Genomic DNA, 15,142 nt, shown 5'->3' on the forward strand with positions numbered 1-15,142 from the left:
GCAGAGGCATTGCGTTCCCCCGAATGGCATGATAGCGGGCCGCTCGCTTCGCAGCAAAGAGCATAGCTCGCCGCCGCCAAGTGCGCCGAAATCCGGCAGTGGACGCATAGCTCAGTTGGTAGAGCAGCTGACTCTTAATCAGCGGGTCCTAGGTTCGAGCCCTAGTGCGTCCACCACTTTCCTGCATTATATCAATAACTTACACGGCCTGGAATTTGGGCCAAGACGATACGTCGTCGCGCTAGGTAGCTGCCTAGGTAGCACCGCTAGCTGTCGATTATTTTTTCGGTTGTGGCTCCGCAGGAGAATCGTGGCCTCGAAATGGCCCGCCTGTCTGGCGTCGCTGGAGGGCAGGAAGGGCTGCACCAGCTCGAAAGCAGATCTTCGCACCAATGTGCGACTTAGCTCGCCGATCTATGGTTGAAATTTGAGACGCAGAGCTTCGGCATGCGCCTTTACCGCAGGGGGCGCGGCCGACACAGCAAAGCGATCCAGCCAGTCGGCCCAACTCGTCGCAGCAAAGCGAACACGTGCGCCGCGCACTGCGGCAGAGAAGACTTCGATTTCCGCGCGATGGTCTGAACAAGCGAAGGCAGCCACACGCGATGGCTCGGCGTAGAGATACAGCAAGACCGGCGCTCGACTGACACGCCTGGCTTCGGTCGAGAGTCCAAAAGCGTGCTTCACGAGCTGCGCTGCATCAAGGTAGCGATAGGTGAGCGGATCCTTTCGCAAGGCATCGCGCATGGCCAGCCAAGGCTCCATAGCCTCGCCCCAAACATCGCGGTCATACGCTTGAGCCAGAGCGGCTTGCTTCCTGTCACGAAATGGCTCGTATCGTTTGGATTCCACCCCGATGAGATGGGTTTCGGTCACAACGGCGGCATCAAGCCAAGGGTGACGACCGCCCTGCCAAGGAAAGCGCATCTGGCGCTCAATCTCGACCGAGAGGGGTCGCCATTTGATGTCATCGAGCCCGGGGAAAGCCGGGAGCAGGCTTGGCCTCTCCATGAACCAGCCAAACCCATTCGCCGCCAAAGCGGCGCTGCTTTCGGGACTGGCGAATTTACCGGAGGCGAGTTCGTTACCACCCGCCCTATCTAATGACAGGCGGACCAGGTCAGCTGGCACTCCTGGGAGAAACAGTTCACTCATCATCGCCTCATACTTCGGGCATCCGTCAGAAGCGGTCGTAGCTCAGACCTGCAAACCGCAACTGCACGCGGTCAAAGTGGGTGGCTCCCGGTTGATGATCCTCTACCTATGGACACCCCATCCCGGTTCGTCGCCGAGGTCGATCGCCAATTGCCGCATCCGTTCATCGACAACGGTGGGGAACCTCGCCACGACATCCTGACGGTCCCAGGCCTGATATTCGTAGTGAGCGCCGATCAGAGCGCCACAGTGGGCGCATCCGTTGCTCAGGTAACGAAAACCAGCCTCTCGGCTGTTGCGGTGCATGATACGGCCAAGCGATGCTTGTGCAGGGATCGCCTGCAAGGTCCTCCGCACGAGATCAGGGCAATTGCCGAGATCTGGGATGGTCGCCGAGAGCTTATGGGGACCAATGCTGATATCGAGTCCAGTGATGATCTGCGTCTCGGCCCCGCACTTCCAGCAATCCAAATTGCCGCAACGGACCTCAACGTCCGCCGCCGCGCCGAGCGGCAGGCCAAATTGATACTGCCGGTTCAAGGCAGCAGAAATGCACGACGAGAGTGGCAGAACCTGCTCGCCGGCGCCGGTCGGAACGAAGACATCATAACCATCGAATGGGTTGCCGCTGATTCGAACAGCAGGAATCTCCTCGGAAGTGTCAAAACGCGGTTGCCGAAAGAGCCAGAGACCGCGTACGCCGGACGAAGCGTAACGGGACTGTCGGCGAGCGGTCTCATCTTGGCTCTGCCTCGACCATTGCACCTCGATTGCGATGCGGACGCGCCCCTTGGTCAGCAGCACGTCGGCCCTCCATGGCTCACTGTCGCTGCTCAGCCCGTCGAATTCCGCCACTGCGTTCCAGCCACCGGCTATCGCCGTTTCGACAATCACACGCTTCACTTGACGATGGTCTTCGCTTTCCGGTGAGCTCGTGCAGGCGCCGCGAAACCTGTGAACGAAGTGCTGGGTGCCGAGTTTGGAACGCCTGAGTATTATCTCGGCCTGACAGCAAGGTGCGCGGAGATGCCGTTCGCGCGCATTTTGGGCGGCAAGAGCCTGCCAATCCTGTGGCGCAAATTCGAACGCATGAAGGCTCTTGCCTGAATGTGTGTCGATACATCGCAGCGCCACTGTAGCCCCCGGCGAGATCAGCGAGACGACGCGAGCGGCGATGTCCACGTGCTTTGGCAGGCACAGGCCATGCTATTCGAGCAATTCGTAAACATAGGCAGTCGTCGAACTGTTGCTGGGGCCAATTCGTCGGGTGAGGTTCACCCGGCACAGTTCAGCGATCTTTCTCCCGCTGAGTGCCTGGCAAACCGAGGGGAACGCGTTGCGCAGCCCGAGCGCATCGTGAATTTCCCGTGCTGAGATTTCAACAATGGACCGGCCGGCATCCCGGGCCGGATCGAAGAACCGGCTCTCGGCATAGTCGCGAATGCGGTCGGCGGTTTTCGTTCTCTGGTCGGGAGCAGCGGATCCGAAGGCGTGCGTGCTATCGGACGAATTGGCCTGCGGGAGTTCCGTCGATGCAGAGGGTATCACCGCAGGCACTGTTCCACGCTGATTCCAGGGCAATCGGAAGCTGCGAATGATCGCGGCTTCGAGACCTTCAGCGCCAGACACTGTCCACCCATTCCATTTGAGGTCGGGCGGGTTCGCCACATAGACGTCGACAATGTTGCCGTTTGCGAGCTCGTCTCGGAGAGCCGCATTCAAGCGAATATTGGTTCGCTGGCTGACGCCGGGGCGGCCGTACATATAAAGCCGCCGTGCAAGGCTTCTCGACGCAACGCCGACATACCGCGCGCTTCCGGCCTGCACGAAAATGTAGACGCCGGGATGCTTCGGCGCATTGCCCGCAAAAATCAGCATCCCTTGGGCGTTCAAGTCCCACCTACCGGCGTGGACGAAGCCGCCATCGGCGATCTGGGAAAGTAAGAGTTCGGGTAGCTCTTCGGTCATGCAGGTTTAGACTGCTTTGCCTTGGGCGTCTTCGCCTTGGAATTCGGGAGCACGCGAATCTGGAGGTGGCCGGCGTCGGTCCTGCGCGACTCAAACCCCCCGGCCTTTTCAACCAGATCGCTGAGTTTGCTCTGGCCATACGTTCTTGGGTCGAAGTCAGACGCGAGCGCAGCCAGGCGCTGGCCCACCCGGCCGAGGGGAACCCAACCTGCCTCATCGTCCAGCTGCGAGATCGCAGTCCGGATCAATGGTGCCGCAGCAGTCGGCGGCTTCTTGACATTCGCGGGGCGCGTATCAGGCCGTTCTGGCTCGTCCGGCGTTGGTGCCTCCGGCAACAGGTTTTCGGAATAGATGAACCTGTGGCAGGCTTGGCGGAAGCTTTCCGGGGTCTTCTGTTCCCCGAAGCCATAAACATCGACGCCCTGCTCGCGAATGCGCGATGCCAGTCCGGTGAAGTCGCTGTCGGAAGAAACAAGGCAAAAGCCATCGAACCTGCCGGTATGCAGCAGGTCCATCGCGTCAATGACCAAGGCTATGTCCGAGGCATTTTTGCCGCTGGTGTACGCAAAGTTCTGGTGCGCCTTGATGGCATGTGTCGCGAGGACGTCGGCCCAGGACTTCAGCCTGGTTCCGGAAAAATCGCCATAAATGCGCCGCACGCTAGGTCGTGTTGACAAAAGATTTCAGCCATAGTCGCATGGCGGCGAGGTTGAGGAAGCTCTCGAACGAGAGCAGGGTTTTGTCATAGCGTGTTGCAATGCGTCGTTGCTGTTTTAGCTTGCCGAACATGCGCTCGACGCGGTTGCGGTCCTTGTAGCGGCGATAGTCGGGATGCTCTGGCACCTTGCGGTTCGAGCGAGGCGGGATGATCGGCAGGATGCCCCGGACCAGCAGGCTTTCCCGGAAGCGATCACCATCATATCCCTTGTCCGCGAGCAGCGCCTTGGGTGTGGCGACGGGGATCGCCATCAGCGGTTCGGCAGCAGTGTAATCGGAAGCCTCGCCGCCGGTCAGGATGAAGCCGACAGGCAGTCCTTGATTGTCGCAGCGGGCGTGGATTTTGCTCGTAAAGCCGCCGCGTGATCGACCAAGAGCGTTCGCACAAGCCCCCCTTTTCCGCCCGCTGCCGAGACGTGGCCGCGAACGCTGGTGCTGTCGATCATGTGTTGCCAGTCGTCGGTTAGACCCAGATCGACCAGTGTTTGCAGCAGGGCATCCCAGACACCCTGTTCGGCCCAGCGCCGGAAGCGGACATAGACCGAGTTCCACTTGCCGTAGCGCTCGTGCATGTCGCGCCAGGGGCAGCCGACCCGCAGCACGTGAAGCATTCCATTGAGGAACCGCCGGTTATCGCCCGCCGGCCGCGCCCAACGACCGCGCTCAGGCGGCAGCAGCGGCCCAATCAGATCCCACTCCGCTTCCGACAAATCCCCGCGACCCATGACTGCTCCTCAAAAAGCAGTCTTGAATCAGAAGTCGACGCGATTGGGAATCCCTTTTGTCAACACGGCCTAGCTTCGCCGATTTTCGCAATCTCTTCAAAGAGACGGGGCGCGATTCGCGAAGAGGCATTGTCCGCATCAATCAATACGGCAAGTCTGGGGGCACGTGGTTCAGTAGCCATTTACACACCATGCCTCATTTTGCATTAATCAGCAGATAAAACTGAACCTGAGCCGACCTGTGTCCTGAAGTCGCGAAGGCGTCTGCTTACGATCTCTTTGTCGTTGCAATGCCTGAGCAGGCGCTTGGCTCTGTCATGGGCAAATTCATCCACCTCGAGAACGATTAGCCTATAGTCATGCTTCGGCAGCAAATCGGCGCGACGCTCATCATATCGTCGGCGCTGCTCGCCCCGAGGCACGCCGGAAACCGTCGGCTTGTCGTCGAAAAATCCCACGCGTTCGCGGTGCTGGCGCTCATGATATTCCACGACGAGGCTGAGAGCCGGGTAAAAGCCGTCGACAGGCAGAGGCTTCCGGTAACCACGCCGATCAGGATCTCCGGTTAGAAACGGAAAGCAATGCTGGCGGACGGCCTTCAGTCCGAGAACCGCATCGCAGAGATCGAGCACATATTGCTCGTCGCGGATTGCTGTCCGGGAAACGTCTTGCGCCGCCTTGGACGTTGACCGGATGTCGGAGTCTCCTCCACCCAGCCGAGCCATGACCCTTTCCATGTCATGGTGCTGATCACTTCCTCTCACGACCTCCCAACGCCCGTTGTGCGGATGCCAGCCGAGGCCCGCAGCTCTAAGGGCTGCGCGAAAACGCTTGGGATCGATTCCGCTCGCGATGGCCATATCGACGGCGGTGATCAGCTGACCTGGAATCATCATGCCCGGTTCCCCTTCACGCAAATCCGCGGGCCATTGCTGCCTCGATGCCAGCCCAATCCTGCTCGTGTGATCCGGAATTGTTCGGCATGCCCACCTTGGTCAAACAGCCCTTGGGATAGGTATAGCTGTCGATCCGTCGCTCCGGCTCCTCGCACCAGGCGATGTTCACGGCCCAGAACTTCGGGAAGAAATAGAGGCTCGAATAGGGCAGGTGATCGTGGATCCACCAGGCAAGCTTGCGCCAATCCCCCTCTGCCTGGAATGCGTCCCAAAATGCTGGAACGACGACGCACGCCGTGGCACCCATCCGGCCTTTGGCATCGCGTCGATCCCAAATGTGCCCGGCAAAATTGGCTTCGTTAGAAGCACAATTATACCCGCTCTTCCCTGCGGCCTGCAACTCGTTGCCCAGCCCGTTCACTTCGCACGACCGAAACGCGGAACGAATGGCGATGCGGCCAAACCTATCCTGCAACGGCTCGAGCAGTTCCTCGCAAAGCCTGCTTCCCGCGGCGATCGCCAGATCAGGGTCGTCGGGCACGTTGCTCAGGCCATGTACCGCTGCAATGTCGGAGAATAGGAAATCGCGCATGAAGAATGACTTCGACAACCGAACGCGGCCGAAATCAGCGAGCGCAGAAACAGAATCGGGCTTTCTCATGTCCCTGCCCTAACGTCGTGCTGCGTCAAAAGCGGTCGCAGGCATGCGCTGGCCGCCTCCAGTCGCTCCCGCATAACCGCTTGGAGCGCGTCGGGGCCTTCGATCACTACCTCCCCGCCCCATGTAAAAAGATGCTCGGCAATTTCTCGGAGGCCGCCAGCCCTGAACCTTACGGTTAGGCCCTCAGCCGTTTCTTCCAGTTCCTGAGCGGGATGGAAGCGCCATTGCCGTGCGCGTTCGACGGAGGATGGGAGCACGCGCAACACGACTGCGTGATCTTCCTCCCGCCAGATGCCAAAGCTTTGTGACAGCCACTGGTCGAGGTCCCAGTCGTCTGGAGGCAGTCCCGACGTGTTGGCCGCACGCACGTTTTTCATCCGATCCAGACGGAAGGGCACAGGGTCGGCATCTCGATCGGGCATTTTGCCGACCAAGTACGTGATCGGACCATGCACTAGGCCAAAAGGTATCACGCGGCGCCATCGTGAGATATCAGCCCCGTCAGCGCGATAATCGAATTCCACACATTGCCCTGCCATGATGGCGCCCTGTATAGCGGCCAGATTTTCCGGGTCGGCGACGACGGCCGGGCCGGCGGGAACCCTGCTGCGCTGAAGGCGTACCAAGGCTTCCAAGTCCGGATCGACCCTTCGCTTCTCGCGATCATCCAATGCAGCTTTTGTCTTGTCGAGCAGGCTGGAGAGCAGTGCTGCCTGAGGTGCCATCTCGCGATTGCGAGCGTCGGCTTCAGCCTGGAGTGCCGCGATCTCGGCAGCCGTGGGACGCGTGTACACCCGCCTCAGCGCGTCTCGAATGCGAAAACGTTTGGTTCGTCCATCGCTGTCCTCGACGACATCGAAATGAAGCGCGATCACGTCGCGCAGGCGCTCGGCGGTTCGCCTAGTAACCCCGAGCCCGGCAGCCATCTCGTCCAGGGTCAGGCCTTCCCCGCTGTCGCACAGCATATGAACGAGCTTCAGCGTGCGATCGAGCTTGGCCATCCTCTGGGTCATGGCGTTTCCCCTTGCAGTTCGAAGGGGCCTACCGGCAGGAATAGCAGAGGGCTGCTTTCCTCGGATCGCGAGGCTTCCAGCCAGTCACGTCCGGAGATCTCCTGCCTTGCCAATTCTTCCAGCGTCTCCACGCTGGCGGCCGCTGCGAGTTCGCGTTCGCGCGCTGATTTGACGATGGTGCGAAAGTCTTCGGTTCGCTGATCCATTCGCTCTTGCCACTGCGGCGTTGCCGCCAGGTCATTGTCTGGCGAAGCTGCGAGGACCAACCGGCCAAGGCGCACGGGCTCGCCAAGCGCCAGAAGCGTGTGGGTACGAGCCGTAGCGGCCTGACGCGCCATGTCATCCTGGCCTGCGGCCAACCTCGCGGTAATGCGCAGTCCCGAAGCCAATGCATAGGCATCCACGAAGGGTTCGCCACAAAGACGATCACTGGCATCGTCAAGGTCACGGGCACGGCGTTCGAAGCTGTCTGCGAGAAAATGGGAGTCCCGGGCAATAGCCGTCCATTCGGTGTGGGTGGCGGATGGAAGCCATGCTTCCTCGACCTGGTCGGCCAGAGTGCGAAGCCGTGTAAAATCTTCCGCAATTCGCTCGGTTCGCAGACCATCAATCCCTCGTGCAATCGCTGCTAGTCCGGGAAGAATGGCATCGACCTTCTGCTCAACGCGCGCGATCCGACGGGCAAGCAGGGCGGTTCCCGCAATCGACACCCCAATCGATATGCCGCTCAATGCAAGGTTGGCGACCTGCAGCGACTGAACCACCGCGATCGCAGCCTTGATCTGTTCGTTCTGGACGACGCTCACGGCCTCGAGCGCCAACTGGGGCAACGCCAGGGGACCGGAACTCAGCAACGAAGAGAGCGCCGAGGTCTCTTGCAAATGCCCGACGATCCTTCCCGAGGTGACGGACTGGATGATGGAGCCGGAGACGCGGTATTCGCCCGAGGCAACGCCGGCCAGAAGGTGACCGGGGATCTCGCGCAGCAGCGTGTTGGCAAGCGAGCCGATCATAGGGACTTCGCTCGCTTGGCGGCTCGGTTAAATTCGGTCGCGAGTTGCTGCAGGATTGCAGGAGACTGTTCGCTTCCGTCGATCAGCGAGGCGACGATGAACCCTCGCACCCGCTTTCGCAGACGGACCAACGTGCGATCGCGTATCTTAGCTGTGTTGAAAACGCCGGTAGCAAGACCCAATCCGGCAAGGGCACCGCCACCCAGCACCACCGGCCAACTTATAGCTGTGGTGGTCACCAACCCGAGCCAGGCCGTCGTGGTCGTTACGGCTGCGAATGGAAGGGCAGCAACGGTAGCCACCCCCGCGGCCAACGGAACCGCGGCCACCGCGACATCCCTTGCCCCCTCGAAGGCACCTTCCGGTTCCTCCGCATGCTCTGGCCCCCGCACCCAAACGGCCTGCTCCTCAACCAGTTCAAGGAGAGCCGTGTTCGCTTCGTCAAGGATATCAATGGCGACGGGTTCCGCCACGGATCGCACCATTGGCGCGATACGCTCCTGGATGAAGGTGGCCTGGCTGAACAGCCCGTCTTTCAGGCCGACTTTGGCAATCTCATCCTCGGCAGAAACGATCAGATCGGCCGCAACCTGATTGAGCGTTCTCGCAGCGACGAGGGTGTAATCGGACGCCCATTCGTCGATCTTTTGCCCGGCAAAGATCCGGTTGAACAATCCCATGAATTTCCCCCGCCGCCCTCGGCCGAATCCGGGCTTCCGGTCGGACCTTGCAGACAGTCTCCACGACAGAACCGGTCGCAGCAAGCTTGAATCCGATCAAAATGCCGTTCGGGCATCTTGCATCCGATCATCAAAAGGCTTGTATGAGCGGTACTCGTAGGGGGCTGCCAATAGTCACAAGATTCACGATCCTGTGCGCCAAGTCGGCGTAGCAAGATCATTTAGTTTACTGACTGCTTGTCAGAAGGAAATCGATTGTGAATGCTGCTTGTCGCTCAACTATTGTGTGCCACGGAAGACATGCCATGCGCTGCGAGCGGCTGCATGCTGCACGCTATCGGCATCATGGCACCCAGATCATGTCCTTCGAGCAGGCAGCGGTGCGGTTGGCCGGAGGCTTCATCAAGCCAATTGACGACGAAACGCTTCGTTCGACGTTGCAGTCAGTGCTTCCCAATACGCCACTCGGTGAGTTGGAAAACATCAAGTCACTCCCCGGTATGGTCAACGCTGCGGCCGATACTCTTCACAAGGTCTGGCGGGCTGGGATCGACCTCTCCGCACGCGCAGGAGACCATCCCAGGCTAGAGGCGCTGACCCACCTCGAAGCTGCTGTTTTGGCAGAACTTCCCGCGGGAATGCTCAGGCCGATGGATATCGTCGCCTGCGCGCGGAGCCGGATTCATCATTCTCAGAAGGTGCTCGGCTCCCTGACCGTTGAGGGACTGACCGAGCTATCGCCGTGCTGGCGCCCATTGCTGATCGAGCTCGCGACCGAGATTCCGGTGACGTGGAGTGCCGGGCCGCGCCGGATTCCGGCCTGGTTGGTGGGATCCGCGATAAAGGTAGTCGAAGCTGCGGCCCAGCATCCCGAGGTCAGCGTCGCAAGCGCCGCCTCGGGTCTCCACGAGGCTATCGAGGCGTTGCGCTGGGTACGATCCCTTCTGGCATCCGGCGATGTCGCCCCGCACGAAATCGCAATCGCAGCTGCGTCGACTGCCGAATATGACGATCATTTCCTGGCGTTACGGTCCGATGCGAACATCGACCTGCACTTTGTCCATGGCGTTCGGACAGTCACGACCCGCGATGGTCAGGCCGCTGCGGCATTGGCCGACATTCTCGTTCGCGGCCTGTCGCAGACCCGTATCCGCCGCCTCGCCGCACTCTGCTCGGATGGCCCCGCGCTTTCAGTCCTGCCTGAAGGGTGGCTGCGCGTCTTGCCAACCGATGCACCGATGGCGACGTCAGCTGCGTGGAACCGGCTGTTGTCGGGTCTCGAAGCAGAAGATTGGCCGGATGGAAGCGACCATTCACCTGCTCTGAAGTTCGCGATCGAACTGCTCGCGAAAGGACCCGACGCTGCCGATGAAATCGGCCCGGCCTTTCTTTCAGGCCGCGCGCTCGCGATTTGGCGCAAGGCACTCATGGCCGGCCCGGCCGCATCGATCGACACTTCGCTGGAAAACCTGAAGCAGGATGACGGCCTCGACTCCTGCGTCTCGGTTGCGTGGATGCCAGCAAGTGCCCTTGCCGCCTCACCGCGCCGGTTTGTCCGGCTGATTGGGCTGAATTCCTCGCGTTGGCCGCGTGGCATTTCTGAAGACCGCTTGATCCCCGATCACATCATTCCAACCCATGTGCTCGATCCACTTCCGATCAATCAGGCGGATAGGCGCGATTTCGAGACTATTATGGCGACGACATCCGGCCAGCTCGTACTTTCCCGTGCCCGCCGCGACAGCGATGGCCGGCTCCTCGGACGTAGTCCGCTGCTCGCCGGACTTGGCACCGAGATGTATCTTCGTCGCAATGCGGTTCCGCTTCATGCTTTCAGCGAGACCGATCGGTTGATGGCCAGAACGGAAGAGTTTCGCGTTTATCCCCAAGCGGTCAGCGCCTTGGCCTGCTGGCGGGATTGGAAGCGGGAGGAGATTACCGCTCACGATGGCAAGGTGAGGCCAGACCATCCCCTGATCCAGGCCGTTCTCGATCGCACGCAATCAGCCAGTTCACTGCGACGCCTGCTCCGCAACCCCCTCGGCTTTATCTGGGTTTATGGCCTCCACTGGAGCGCCCCTGACGCCGGGACCGAACCGTTGGTGCTCGATCCGCTGGATATGGGCGACCTTGTCCACATGGTGCTCGACATCGCCCTCCAGAGCATCGAGGCCGCCGGCGGGCTCGGCAGCGCAACGGCGCAAGTTGTCGACGAATTGGTCGAAAATGCCGCAGCCCGAGTGGCGGCCGATTGGGAAAGTGAACGTCCAGTGCCGCCGGCGATCATCTGGGCGCGCACGCTCTCAGACGCTCGAATGACGGCAAGCAATGCCCTGACCTATGGCAATCAGGAACTGGCGGGAGCGCAAAGCTTTGCCGAGGTGCCGTTCGGTGGATCTACGGCCAAATCGGACGGGGCCATTCCCTGGGATCCGAGCACCAGGGTCGAAATTCCCGGCGCAGGCTTTGCGATCAAGGGGTACATCGACCGCCTCGACATTCTTAACGATGGCAAGCGCGCAATTGTGCGAGACTATAAGACCGGCCGCGCACCACGGTCGGCCATTCGCCTCAACGGGGGCAAGGAGCTTCAACGCTGTCTCTATGGCTTCGCCGTGAAATCCTTGCTCGGCGAGGATGTGAGCATAACCGCGTCGCTGTTGTATCCTCGGGAGAACTTGGACCTCCAGCTCGACGATCCCGACGCCGTCTTGTCCGAGGTCACCGGCTACCTCGTTGCCGCCCGGTCGAACCTACAATCCGGATTGGCGATCCCCGGCCCCGATACCGGCGATGATTACGACGATCTCGCCTTCGCCCTGCCCGCAAACGCCGGCCCAACCTACTGCAAACGCAAGCGTCCAATCGCGGCAGCAATGCTCGGCGATGCGGCTCAGGTGTGGGAGGCGGAGTGATGACGACCATGTCTGCGCAACTGAAGGACGACGGTGCCCGCTTCGATGCAATTGGTCGGCATACCCGCTCGATCCTTGTCGAGGCCGGCGCTGGCTCGGGAAAAACTGCGGTAATGGCGGGGCGTATCGCCGTAATGCTCGCGGAGGGAACCTCTCCGCGCGCCATCGCTGCGGTGACATTTACCGAACTGGCGGCAAGCGAATTGGTGTCGCGGGTCAGGGAGTTTGTCGCCGAGTTGAGCGAAGGCCGGATCGCGCCAGAGCTGAAAGTCGCGCTTCCTGATGGCCTCAGCGATGCCCAGCGCAGCAATCTCATCACCGCGAGCGCGGCGATCGATGAAGTCACCTGCTCGACGATTCACGGCTTCTGCCAGCGCCTCATCAAGCCCTACCCGGCTGAGGCAGACATCGATCCTGGCGCGACGGTCATGGATCGGAACCTGGCTGACCTTGCGTTTCTCGAAATCGTCGATGGCTGGCTGCGAGAGCGGCTATCCGGTGAACACGGCGGCATCATTGCCGAAATGGTGCTCTACAATCCGAAGAGCACGGTCGAGCTGCTTCACAAGATCGCGGCCAATTTGCGCAGCAGGCGAACTCTCAAGGCACCTTCGCCCTCCCCGTTTGCTCCACTCATAGCCGAATTCCAACAGGCGGCCACGGCCTTGGGCGACTTCATCGAGAATGCTTCGGCCCACGAGCCCGAGACAGCCACCTATGCGGCAGGCTTCGTGCAGATGGCAGAAGCGGTAGCCGCGGTTGCCGAACCCCAATCACCCGCGGGCCTTGTTCAGTTGCTGGTTGCGCGCGCCCATCCGGACGTTTGCACCAAGACCGGTGGATTTGCCGCCTATCGCAAAAAGGGCAAGTGGGTCGAAGCGGCGAAGCAGGCCGGTTTGTCCAAAGCCGATGGTGAGCAGCTCAACATCGCCGCCGACGATCTCTACGGGAAATGCTGCGCGACGTGGGCTGCGATGCAGCAGGCGATTGCCGGCCACGTTCTGGCTGCGCTTGTCTCAGAAGCCGCTCCAATCCTCGAGCGTTACCGCGAATACAAGCGTTCCAGCGCGCAGCTCGACTTCGACGATCTGATCTATGCCGCGCGCGACCTGTTGCGCAGTCATGAGGCCGTACGCCAGGCGCTGGGCAAGCGTTTTGCCCACGTCCTCGTCGATGAGTTCCAGGACACTGATCCACTCCAGACCGAGATCTTCTGGCGGCTGTGCGGTGATCCGCAGAATGAAGGCGACGATTGGGCGGACTTCCGAATCCGTCCTGGCGCGCTGTTTCTCGTGGGCGATCCGAAGCAGGCGATCTACCGTTTTCGCGGTGCCGACGTCGGCGCCTATGTACAGGCTCGCAGCGCGTTCATCGCGCATAGTCAGGAAAGCTTGCTCTCCATCTCGACCAACTTCCGGTCGTGCGCCTCCATTTTGACCTTCGTCAACGCGCGCTTCGAAGCCGTACTCTCTGCCGATGGTCAGCCAGGCTTCACGGCCCTCGATGCCTTCCACTCCGATCCCGCCGAAGGCGTATGCGTAGCCGCCCTCGACGTCGCGGTTGCCGGCGAGGATGGCAAAGCGAATGTGGAGCAGCAACGAGACGGTGAAGCCGAAGCTGTTGCCGACCTTTGCGCTCGGCTGATCGGCGGGCACGAAATTGCCGATCGCCGGACCGGCACTCCGCGCCTCTGCCAACCGGGCGACATCGCCTTGCTCGCGCCGACAGGCGCCGAACTATGGCGATACGAAGAAGCTTTGGAACGCCGCGGCATCCCGGTTGCGACCCAAGCCGGCAAAGGGCTCTTCCGCCGTCAGGAAATCCAGGATTTGATCGCGGTCACCCGTGTCCTTGCTGATCGTCGCGACACCTTGGCACTGGGCGCCCTGCTTCGGGGGCCATTGGTCGGCCTTGCGGATGAAGAATTGCTCGATATTGTCTGGGCGCTCCCGCGCAGTGAGAGCGAACCCGACCGTATCCCGCGTCTGACCCTGTCAGTCGATGCGGACACCGTCACGCACGATCTGGCGCGCGCGGTCCTGGTGAAACTCCAGGCTCTTGCGCGGCGAGCGAACAGCACCACGCCTCATGAACTCCTGTCGCAGGCGATTGATGTCCTGCGCATCAGGCCCATTCTCGTCGAGCGCCATCGCGGTCAGGCGGAACGCGCGCTCGCCAACGTCGACCTCTACCTCAATCTCGCGACCGCATATGCGGTGCGCGGTCTGCGGTCATTTTCTGAGGCGATGACGACGGCGTGGGAGGATGAGGCCCGAGCGGTCGAAGGTCGTCCCGACGCGCAAGAGGAAGCCATCTCGCTGTTCACGATGCACGCGGCGAAGGGCCTGGAATGGCCTGTCGTCATTCCCATCAACACCATGACGGGGGTCATGGGTCCCGACAGCGCGGTAACAGATCGCCAGTCGGACACATTCTATTGCCCGATCTTCGGCGTACCCCCCGAGGGCCACGAAGCGGCGATCGAGGCTGAGAAGCTCGAGCTGGATCGGGAACGCATACGTCTGTGGTACGTGGCGGCAACGCGAGCGAGGCAATTGCTGATTCTTCCTCGCCTCGATGTCTCACCATCGAAGTCGGCATGGATAAGCCTGCTCGACCTTTCGCTTGCCGAGCTTCCAGCCATCGATCCCGGCGAACTGCCAGAGCGCTCACCATCGCCAGCAGCAGAAGTGGGCAATGCGCAGACGCGAGAGATATTTGCGGCGGAAGCTGAAAAAATCCTGCAACGACAGGTCCATCTGACCTGGCTCGCCCCGAGCCGCAGCGAAGATACCTCCGGCCCCGTCGTCGTCTCGGAGGAACCAGACCTCTGGACAGACTCCGATGACAGACAACCTCAGGAGCTCCCGCTGCAGCTCGCCATTCAAGGCAGCCGCGAGCGGGGCCTGATCCTCCACAAGCTGATGGAGGAGGTTCTGACGGGCGAAACCTTCGACGACCTTGGTTCGCTGACCGAGCGAGCGAAGGAATTGATCGTTCAATTCGGCCGGACTGCGGTCAGCGATGCCGCGAGGGGACTGTCCGCCGAGGAGTTGGCCAGTTGCGTCGAAAAGACACTCAAGCTTGATCCGATTGCAGCAGTACGCCGCGAGCTGATAGCCGAGTTCCCGGTGTTTGCGAGCCACACCGCGGATGGGCATGAATATGCGACCTCCGGAATTGCTGACGCCCTCACCCTGACCCCTGAAGGCAGGCCGGGAACGATCGTGGATTGGAAGAGCGATGTAGCGCCCGATGCCGTGTCGCTCGAGCACTACAGAGGTCAGGTGCAAGCCTATCTAGACATGACTGGCGCCGAACGCGGAATGATTGTCCTGATGACGAGGGGTGAGATTATCGAGGTCTCGCCATCCAGCGTCGGCTCGACGCCGTGATCGA

The 15,142-nt window shown here is 61.0% G+C and carries 10 protein-coding genes, 1 tRNA gene and 3 pseudogenes; 3 read left to right on the forward strand and 11 right to left on the reverse strand.

What is annotated here, in order from left to right:
• Positions 1 to 100: 100 nt before the first annotated feature.
• Positions 101 to 176 (forward strand) — tRNA-Lys (locus SPYCW_RS09700).
• A 238-nt stretch (positions 177 to 414) separates the two neighbouring features.
• On the opposite strand, the gene SPYCW_RS09705 is transcribed toward SPYCW_RS09700, so the two are convergent.
• The 11 genes and pseudogenes from SPYCW_RS09705 to SPYCW_RS09755 form a co-directional block, all read right to left on the reverse strand.
• Positions 415 to 1,158, reverse strand: coding sequence for a PGN_0703 family putative restriction endonuclease (locus tag SPYCW_RS09705; protein WP_015459212.1), 744 nt, complete (start codon positions 1,156 to 1,158; stop codon positions 415 to 417).
• Positions 1,159 to 1,257: 99 nt separating this feature from the next.
• Complete coding sequence (locus tag SPYCW_RS09710; RefSeq protein WP_232014658.1) at positions 1,258 to 2,337, reverse strand: competence protein CoiA; 1,080 nt, start codon at positions 2,335 to 2,337, stop codon at positions 1,258 to 1,260.
• Positions 2,338 to 2,361: 24 nt separating this feature from the next.
• Positions 2,362 to 3,123: a GIY-YIG nuclease family protein gene (locus SPYCW_RS09715; RefSeq protein ID WP_015459210.1), complete on the reverse strand. Its 762-nt coding sequence runs from the start codon at positions 3,121 to 3,123 to the stop codon at positions 2,362 to 2,364.
• Positions 3,120 to 3,785, reverse strand: a pseudogene (locus SPYCW_RS09720) (NYN domain-containing protein); the annotation flags it as partial. The gene SPYCW_RS09715 and the pseudogene SPYCW_RS09720, both read right to left, overlap by 4 nt.
• Positions 3,784 to 4,565 (reverse strand): annotated as a pseudogene (locus SPYCW_RS09725) (IS5 family transposase). The pseudogenes SPYCW_RS09720 and SPYCW_RS09725, both read right to left, overlap by 2 nt.
• Before the next feature lie 71 nt (positions 4,566 to 4,636).
• A pseudogene (locus SPYCW_RS19285) lies at positions 4,637 to 4,747 on the reverse strand (NYN domain-containing protein); the annotation flags it as partial.
• 24 nt (positions 4,748 to 4,771) lie between these two features.
• Positions 4,772 to 5,461 carry a hypothetical protein gene (locus SPYCW_RS19150; RefSeq protein WP_197715631.1) on the reverse strand — a complete coding sequence of 230 codons (690 nt, stop codon included), beginning with the start codon at positions 5,459 to 5,461 and terminating at the stop codon, positions 4,772 to 4,774.
• A 13-nt stretch (positions 5,462 to 5,474) separates the two neighbouring features.
• Positions 5,475 to 6,122: a hypothetical protein gene (locus tag SPYCW_RS09740; RefSeq protein ID WP_015459207.1), complete on the reverse strand. Its 648-nt coding sequence runs from the start codon at positions 6,120 to 6,122 to the stop codon at positions 5,475 to 5,477.
• Positions 6,119 to 7,135, reverse strand: a complete 1,017-nt coding sequence (locus SPYCW_RS09745) for a helix-turn-helix transcriptional regulator (RefSeq protein ID WP_015459206.1) — start codon at positions 7,133 to 7,135, stop codon at positions 6,119 to 6,121. The genes SPYCW_RS09740 and SPYCW_RS09745 overlap by 4 nt, the downstream gene beginning before the upstream one ends.
• A complete protein-coding gene (locus SPYCW_RS09750; protein ID WP_015459205.1) occupies positions 7,132 to 8,148 on the reverse strand; it encodes a hypothetical protein in 1,017 nt (338 codons plus the stop codon). The genes SPYCW_RS09745 and SPYCW_RS09750 overlap by 4 nt, the downstream gene beginning before the upstream one ends.
• Entirely contained in the window at positions 8,145 to 8,828 is a 684-nt protein-coding gene (locus SPYCW_RS09755; RefSeq protein WP_120216620.1) for a hypothetical protein, read from the reverse strand. The genes SPYCW_RS09750 and SPYCW_RS09755 overlap by 4 nt, the downstream gene beginning before the upstream one ends.
• 305 nt (positions 8,829 to 9,133) lie before the next feature.
• Between SPYCW_RS09755 and SPYCW_RS09760 the strand changes: the two genes are divergently transcribed.
• Both SPYCW_RS09760 and SPYCW_RS09765 read left to right on the forward strand, forming a co-directional pair.
• Complete coding sequence (locus tag SPYCW_RS09760) at positions 9,134 to 11,743, forward strand: PD-(D/E)XK nuclease family protein (RefSeq protein ID WP_120216621.1); 2,610 nt, start codon at positions 9,134 to 9,136, stop codon at positions 11,741 to 11,743.
• Positions 11,743 to 15,138, forward strand: coding sequence for a UvrD-helicase domain-containing protein (locus SPYCW_RS09765; RefSeq protein WP_120216622.1), 3,396 nt, complete (start codon positions 11,743 to 11,745; stop codon positions 15,136 to 15,138). Before SPYCW_RS09760 ends, SPYCW_RS09765 begins: the two co-directional genes overlap by 1 nt.
• Positions 15,139 to 15,142 lie beyond the last annotated feature (4 nt).

Source organism: Sphingopyxis sp. EG6, assembly GCF_003609815.1.
GTDB lineage: Bacteria > Pseudomonadota > Alphaproteobacteria > Sphingomonadales > Sphingomonadaceae > Sphingopyxis.